This window comes from Paenibacillus solisilvae (assembly GCF_042656405.1).
Classification (GTDB): domain Bacteria; phylum Bacillota; class Bacilli; order Paenibacillales; family Paenibacillaceae; genus Paenibacillus_Z; species Paenibacillus_Z solisilvae.
Window position 1 is genome coordinate 1 of sequence record NZ_JBHSOW010000019.1, and the last position, 7,369, is coordinate 7,369.

The 7,369-nt window shown below is 47.9% G+C and carries 7 protein-coding genes; 1 reads left to right on the forward strand and 6 read right to left on the reverse strand.

Annotation, left to right across the window (positions count from 1 at the left end; genetic code table 11):
* Nucleotides 1-43: 43 nt before the first annotated feature.
* From ACFPYJ_RS05950 to ACFPYJ_RS05975, 6 genes are all read right to left on the reverse strand, one after another.
* A complete protein-coding gene (locus ACFPYJ_RS05950; RefSeq protein ID WP_379187144.1) occupies nt 44-364 on the reverse strand; it encodes an NIPSNAP family protein in 321 nt (106 codons plus the stop codon).
* A 419-nt stretch (nt 365-783) separates the two neighbouring features.
* Nucleotides 784-2,241 (reverse strand): alkaline phosphatase family protein, encoded by a 1,458-nt coding sequence (locus ACFPYJ_RS05955; protein ID WP_379187145.1) that lies wholly within the window; start codon nt 2,239-2,241, stop codon nt 784-786.
* Nucleotides 2,238-2,957: a 2-phosphosulfolactate phosphatase gene (locus ACFPYJ_RS05960; RefSeq protein WP_379187146.1), complete on the reverse strand. Its 720-nt coding sequence runs from the start codon at nt 2,955-2,957 to the stop codon at nt 2,238-2,240. The genes ACFPYJ_RS05955 and ACFPYJ_RS05960 overlap by 4 nt, the downstream gene beginning before the upstream one ends.
* A gap of 39 nt (nt 2,958-2,996) precedes the next feature.
* Entirely contained in the window at nt 2,997-4,346 is a 1,350-nt protein-coding gene (locus ACFPYJ_RS05965) for an ABC transporter substrate-binding protein (RefSeq protein WP_379187147.1), read from the reverse strand.
* Nucleotides 4,347-4,395: 49 nt separating this feature from the next.
* Nucleotides 4,396-5,232, reverse strand: a complete 837-nt coding sequence (locus ACFPYJ_RS05970; RefSeq protein ID WP_379187149.1) for a carbohydrate ABC transporter permease — start codon at nt 5,230-5,232, stop codon at nt 4,396-4,398.
* Nucleotides 5,232-6,176, reverse strand: coding sequence for a carbohydrate ABC transporter permease (locus tag ACFPYJ_RS05975; RefSeq protein ID WP_379187150.1), 945 nt, complete (start codon nt 6,174-6,176; stop codon nt 5,232-5,234). Before ACFPYJ_RS05975 ends, ACFPYJ_RS05970 begins: the two co-directional genes overlap by 1 nt.
* Before the next feature lie 152 nt (nt 6,177-6,328).
* Between ACFPYJ_RS05975 and ACFPYJ_RS05980 the strand changes: the two genes are divergently transcribed.
* Nucleotides 6,329-7,219, forward strand: a complete 891-nt coding sequence (locus tag ACFPYJ_RS05980) for a LysR substrate-binding domain-containing protein (protein ID WP_379187151.1) — start codon at nt 6,329-6,331, stop codon at nt 7,217-7,219.
* Nucleotides 7,220-7,369 lie beyond the last annotated feature (150 nt).

Here is a 7,369-nt window from a genome sequence, read left to right on the forward strand (position 1 = left end):
CCGGACTTTCCCAGGTAAGTGTATTCCATTTGCTGTTTCCTCCCTATCTTTTATTAAAATAATCCGCTCGTTTCATAAAAACCGATTCGACTCGTTCGACAATTTTTCCGTCCTGTTCGGATCTTTGTCTCACTTCGTTCCATTCCTTGTCTTGTGAGAATGCTTCCCACTGACTTGTCCGTTCTTCGATGCTCTCGTATTTCATCGTGTAATAAAGCTTGGGTCGTTCTTCTAAATCCTCCCAAAAATCACACACCTGCATGCCCAATCTGTCGAAAATACCTAGTGTATGATCGGAAAAGCGCTTTCGAATTGCATCGATTCTTCCCGGAAGAATCGTATAAATTCTCAATTCGTATATCATTCGTCAATCACCTCCGCTCATCGATTCTATTCAATTATAGGTAATCAATCCTGTCATGAGAAGAAGTGAAAAAGTTTATATTAAGTTACCTGAAGTTAACTGTTCAAATTACGCAGCTTGAAATAAATAGTCAGATTTAGCGATAAAAGAGGGAAACAAGGGATTAAAAACCATTGTTTTACTTACTGCAACGTAGTCATGTTATATTCGATATCTGCAGCCATTTGTCATCATGCTATCGTTTGTATGAAGAGGTCAGCCAGTTTTTCTGGCTGACCTCTTCTGTTTAAATGGAGTATTTAGCGGTAGTCGGGGTAAAAAGCACAGTGCAAGAAGGACTAGGGGCTGCCGGCAGATACAACATGAGAAAGTAACACGGGCATGAATCCGTTAATTGGGCTGTTTGCGCGCTTCCTCTTCTAGCCGGAGACGTATGTTGTCCCGTTTACGGTCAACACATGTATGCCCTTTGCGCCTACAAGCCCTTTATCCACTTTCGTTCTCGAAACTTGAAGCTCCGGAAGCCGCTCGTCAACCAGCTCCGGCTGGATCGCTTCGGAAAGAATCCTGCCATCGAAGCCGGATTCCGGACGAAGACCGATCAAATGGCAAGCCGTCGGAGCAATATCGACAATACCGCAAGGAATATCGGAAACATGGCCTTGCTTGAAGCTGCCGCCGACGCCCAAACAAAAAGCATGGACATCGTAAGGACTCGCCGTACCGTGCGTCGAAAGAATCGAAGAGGACGTAGGCGCATGAATCGTGCCGGGCACCCCGTACTCATTCGTCGAGTTATCCCATCTAGGCTGGACCGCAAGAAGCGGAGCACGGTTGTGATTGATTGGTCCGAGCAGCAGCTCCAACGGCAGGACGCCGGGCAAATCGCCGATAGACGGATCTCCGAAGAACACAGTATCGCACCACTCCTGAGCTTGCAGCCATTCAACGACAGCAGTGAGATCCTGCAGCGACGGTTCTTGTCCAGCGGCAGCGTAGATATAGTGCCCGGCTGTGACAAACTGGGATTGCAGCCCCAATTCGTCGCACGCCTTCTGCAGATGACCCTGCAGCGACCCCTGCGCCTGCAGGGTCGAATGGCCGTGGTCGCTGATCAGGAAGATGTCCAGCTGATCGCTAAGCCCTTCTGTTTCCACGGCTTTTAGAACTTCCGATACGCAGTGATCGATCAGTTGGAGAGCTTCTTTGCTTTCCGGAGATCCGAGTCCGTAATCATGCTGGCTCGAGTCCGGTTCGGATAACCATAAAACCATCACTTGGTTATCCGGGTTTTTCAAATGAATGTCGGTCAGCGCCCGTACAGCCCATAGCGCACGTTCCTTCTTCACTTTGGTTTGCTCTTCCGGAACGGGACCGAGCCGATTATGCAGCTGTTCAAGCTCGCTTATTCCATACCAAGAGGACGGATTGATGACCAGCTCGGGATGATTCAAGTTCCACAAGAGCGAGGCTCCCGGCGAGCTGGAGGCGGCTACGGCGAGACATTTCCCTTGTTCGTGCAGCCGGTCCCCCAAGGTCGGAAGCAGGATGAACGGCTCGGATTTCATCTCCCTGTATGACAACAGATGCTTATCGTTTCCCGTTTGGACAAACCCGTCCTCGCCAAAGCCAGGTACATATTTCAAATTGCTGACTACGCCGTGGCTGCCGGGATAACAGCCGGTCGTGAGCGTTGTCATGCTGACCCGCGTTTCCGACGGAAAAGCAGCATGAAACGAAGTGAACAGCGTGCCGCGTTTCATCAGTTCGGCATAGGTCGGCATAAGCTCGAGATCGACGCTATCCGGTCTCAGCCCGTCTGTTCCGATAATCAGCACCCGACGATTCCCTGTGTGATCGTTGGCATGTAATTTCATCCGATAGCGCTCCAATCTTTATCCATATTCACTTTATGCAGCCTCACCAAAGAGTCTCCATAAGGCTCGGCTTTTAATACAAAGGGGAAACGATCCAGACATAAGCACAAATCAAAATCTTCGGTCGGCGCGGAAGCTTCACCGCGAACGTCCAGAAACTTGCCGGTCTTGCTCTCATGGCGCATGTAATGGACAATGGCTGCAAAATCATTGGGCTTGCCTTCCAACGCGTTTTTCACATAATTCGCGAATAACGTATCTTCATCCGCCTCTTCCACCGCTTCCCAGCCCATGCACACCAAAGATACGTAATCCGGATTTTTCGCACGGATATAATCGATGATTGCCTGCGCATTGACAAAACTTCCCGTAATAATTTCATCGGCATGAATCGCGTTGACAATCCCTTGCGTACCCGCGCTTGTCGTATGCACGACGGTTCTCCCGTTAAAATCTACAGATTCAACGGAAGCGGGGGAATTGCCGTAATCAAAGCCGGGTTGAATGAGCCCGCCTCTTTCCCCCATCAGAATGAACTCTGGGTTTTCTTCCTTTAGCTTATAAGCCATCTCGATGCTTCCGATCGGAAACAAGTCTTTAACGCCGTTGTTCATGACATAGCAAGCGACCGAGAAGGCCCGAAATACATCAATGATGACAGTCAATCCTTTCGCTTGCCGAGCCCCTTCTACAAACTGATAAATATTGATTTCCATTGAAAATTCATTTCCTCTCTCAGTAAAACACATTCGTTTTTACTTTAGAAATTTTCTGATATTGTCCGCCGCTTCCTTCATCGCTTGCTCGGCCGGGATATTGGTCGTAACCGCTTTTTCCATGGCTTTGTTCATTTCCGTCTCAATCCGTTTTGTCTGTTCCAGCGAAGGCACCTCTTTAGCGTAATCCAGCTGTTTCAACGCAACGGTAAAGAGCGGATTTGCAGTATAATAGCTTTGCATTTCCTGGGATGTCACCGCAGAATCGCGTACTGGTAAATAACCTGATTTTTGCGAGAAAAATATCGTTTGCTCCGTGGATGTCATAAACTTGATAAACTTCCAAGCAGCATCCTGCTTTTCCTTGGGAGCATTGGCCAAAATCGCTAGGTTGGCGCCGCCCGTCGGAGTTGCGTACTCGTTGAATTTCGGCAGGAACGTTGCGCCGAGTGGAAATTTCACGCTGCTGCTCAGGCTGGCGAGGTCGGCGGTACTGCTGATGAAGAAGGCGACCTGACCGTTGTTAAAGCTGGTACTCAGGGTTTGGCCCGCGCTGGCGCCCGCTGTACTCGTTCCGCCGACCGGAGGCATCATCGTCTTGTCCTTGTTGACCATATCTACCCACAATTGCAATCCGCGCGCCGCTTCAGGCTTGTCCAGCAGAACCGTCTTCATGTCGGGTCCGAGGACATCACCGCCATTGGACCAAATCATGGAATAATCATACCAACCCGACATACTGGCGGCAAAACCGAAACGCTCGATTTTCCCATTTTTGACGATCATCGCTTTTTTTGCGGCAGCCTGAAGGTCATCCCATGTTTTCACGGGATCTTCCGGATTCAATCCGATTTCCTTCATAATATCTTTGTTGTAATACAGAATCGGCGTGCTTCGGTTATACGGCAGCGTATATTGCTTCCCGTTCAACGCGGTGTTGACCATCAACCCTTTTTTCATGTCGGCAAAATTAAAATCAGGATCGTTTTTAATGTAGTCGTCCAAAGGCAGCAGCGCTCCGTTATTGGCAAATGCAGGCCACACCCGCGTATTTAATTGGACGATGTCCGGCACGCTTCCGCCCACGATTGCAGCCTGCAATTTTTGCCCGGTTACATCGTAGCTTTCTTGAAACACCGGTTTGACCACAACATCAGTTTGCGATTGATTGAACTTGTCGATTTGCTGCTGGAGAACATCCCCTAATTCTCCGCCCATGGCATGCCAGAACTCGATTTGAACAGGGGCGGCATTGTTGCCCGCTGCCGTGCTTGCGGAATTGCCAGTATTATTTGCCGTGCCAGTGGCGCTGTTATCGGCTGGTTTGGCGTTTGAGCAGGCGGACACGATCATTGCGAAAGCGGCGAGTGAAATAATGGACTTTTTCATGGGTATGCTCCTCCGGGAAGATAAAATAATAGCTAAATGTTCCTTGCGGTTATTTCAAGCCTGTAGTAGCGATCCCCTGGACGATATGCTTTTGCACCAGGATGAAGATAATAATCAACGGCAAAATAATGAGCGACGACGCGGCCATGACCAAATTCCACTGGGTTCCTTTGCTACCGCCTTCCTGCGAGATCATACTCGACAAACCGACCTGAAGCGTTCTTAGTTCCTCGCTGTTCGTTGCGATAAGCGGCCAGAAAAAGTCGTTATAGTGCCAGATAAAGCTGAGCAGCACGAACGTGAGAATCGGGGATAACGATAACGGAATCATGACGTGCCAAATGATCTGCCGATGAGTGCAGCCGTCAAGCGTTGCCGCCTCCTCCAATTCTTTGGGAACCTGCAGGAAAGCTTGTCTGAACATAAAAATTGCGAAGGCGCTCGCGCAAAACGGAACGATCAATGCCCAGTACGTGTTGAAGAATCCGAATTGTTTAACGATAAGAAAGTTTGGAATAAATGTGACTTGGATTGGAACCATCATGGTTGCGAGCACCATCAGAAATATCGTTTGCCGGCCCTTGAAGTTCATCCTGGCAAAAGCATAGGCGGCAAGGATGGAACTAACTAATTGAAACACGGTAATCATGATCGTCATCGTTACGCTGTTTCTGAAGTATGTCAAGAAAGGCGCGGACTTCAGCACATCGACAAAGTTCGACCAATGAAGCGTTGCCGGGATGAACTGCGGCGGATAAATGAATACTTCGTCATATGCTTTAAAGGAGGTGATAAACATCCAGACAAAAGGAAGAGCCATGATGATCGAAAGCACGGACAATATTCCGACGATCATCGAATTTTGCAACGTCTGCATGGTTTTCATCAATAATGCACCCACTTTTTGGAGACATACATCTGCAGCCATGTGATGACAAACAGGATGATAAACAGGAACACCGATACGGAAGAAGCGTAGCCTACTTCAAAAAACTCGAACCCGAATTGATACAAATAATAAATGAGCATGTTCGTGCTGTCCGCCGGTCCCCCGCTCGTCATTGTAAGCACCATATCGAAATCTTGAAACGAAGCGATGACCGCAACGATGATAATAAACAAAATATAAGGCGAGAGCAGCGGAAGTGTAATCCTGAAGAAGATATGCCTCTCTCCTGCACCGTCGACCCGAGCCGCTTCGTACAAATCTTCGGGAATGTTTTGTATGCCGGCAATCAGCAGAACGGTGTAATATCCGACAACTTTCCAAACTTTTACGATGATCAATGCGACCATCGCCCAGCCCGGTTGGGTCAGCCAAGGGATTTGCGGCCCTCCGAGCAGCTCCGAAAACCAGTTAAGCAATCCGAAATGCTGATCGTACATCCAAATCCATACTGTACTGACGGCAACCATCGGCGTGATGTACGGCAGAAAAATCAAGCTTCTGAAATAACGGATACCTCTGATTTTTTTATCAAGCAGAACTGCTAGCACGATGGCGGCGGCAACCGTAAATCCGACTGAAAAAACTCCGAATATCAACGTATTTCCGACAACCTTCCAAAAATCATTATCGCTCAGCATCGTTCGGTAATTTTGCAGAGCGACCCAATTAAAATCGACAGAGATCAAGTTCCAATCGGTAAAGCTCAACACAACCGACATGATTAGAGGCAGCATCACAAATATAACGAGAAACGCCATGGCCGGAAATATGAATAGATACGGCTTCAGAAAACGGCTGATGTTTCTCTTCCTCTGCGGAATTTGCTTCGTCAGCTCGGCTGGCACTCTTGTTATCCCGCTTGCAGCAACCTGACCTTCCACGTCTTCCATCTCCTTATCTATGTGAATTATCTTCATTTTAAGTAGCAAGTGTCAGGGGGAAATTAACCTGAAATTAAAATAACGTTAATGATTACGTAATGTTTTCCCTATATTGTATAGATATAATCTATACATGAAGGAGACGAGGACATTTGTTCAATTTGCAGCAGTTAAAGATTTTAGTATTGATCAACGAATATAAGAAGCTGACGGTTGTCGCGGAATTGCTCCAAATCAAACAACCGTCTGTCACGTTTCATATGAAGAATCTGGAGCGTGAGGCGGGCGTGCAGCTTTTTATCTATAAGCATAAGATGGTGCTGCTAACCGAAGAAGGGAAAGCGCTCCTTCATTATGCTTCCCGCATTATCTCGTGGACCGATGAAGCGCAGCAGGTACTGTCCGACTACGCACAGTTTAAAATCGGTAAAATCGTTATCGGATCGAGCAATACGCCGGCGACGTATTTCCTTCCGAAGCTGCTCGGCAGGATGCGCGAGTTTTATCCCGACGTTCATATCGTCCTGCAGGTGAAGAACTCGCCGCAAATCGTGGATATGGTGAGAAAATTTGAAATTGATTTCGGTCTTGTCGCCGAAAACAAAGTCGACGATCCGGATCTCGTTTGTATGCCTTTAATTGACGATGAGCTTGGTCTGGTTGTTTATCCAGGCCACACGCTGGCTGACGCCGACAGAATTGGACCGGAGCTGCTTCAAAACGAATATTGGATTTTAAGAGAACAGGATTCGGCTTCCCGCCGGATGATGGAGGCTTGGGCAGGTCAGCATCAGATCGAACGCAGGGGCGGCATCGAGCTTGGGACGACGGAAGCGATCAAGCGCGCCGTCATATGCCGGGTGGGCATATCCTTGCTATCTCGTTTAGCCGTTGAGGAAGAGGTAAAGAAAGGGCAGTTGATTTATAAAAGTTTGGACTCGGAGAATTTGTCGAGGGGTATATTTTTCATCTACAACAAAAACCGGTTTTTTACACCGATCGTTAAGGAGTTTATCGACTTCTTCCAAACGACGCGGTTTTGAAGGAAAGCGATCAAAACGACAATCTCTCTCAAGAGTGTCGGGCATGCGATATTAAATCAACAGCACACTTTACAACTAAAATAAAGGGGCTGTCCCAAAAGTAAGTTTTAATCACTTGGCAGATAGCTTGTTTCTGTAAAGAAGCACGAA